Below are 208 nucleotides of genomic sequence, written 5' to 3'. Positions count from 1 at the left end.
TTCGTTTCATCAACAGAATCGATTTCATCCACTTCTTCTTGATCTCCCAGTTCATTCATAAAATCAAATTCAGGAAGATCCGGAATCTCTAAAATAAAATCTGTTTGAAATATATTGTTCGTTTCATCAACAGAATCGATTTCATCCAACTTTTCTTGATCTCGAAATTCATTCTTTAAAGTTGAAGATTTAAAAACAATCATTTGTT

The 208-nt window shown here is 29.8% G+C and carries 1 protein-coding gene; it reads right to left on the bottom strand.

What is annotated here, in order from left to right:
- A partial coding sequence (locus tag MR071_RS25400) for a hypothetical protein (protein ID WP_242238257.1) occupies positions 1-208 on the bottom strand: 208 nt, incomplete at both ends.

The organism is Bacillus cereus group sp. BfR-BA-01316, from assembly GCF_022664195.1.
Classification (GTDB): domain Bacteria; phylum Bacillota; class Bacilli; order Bacillales; family Bacillaceae_G; genus Bacillus_A.
This window is presented reverse-complemented; position numbering and strand designations above follow the sequence as displayed.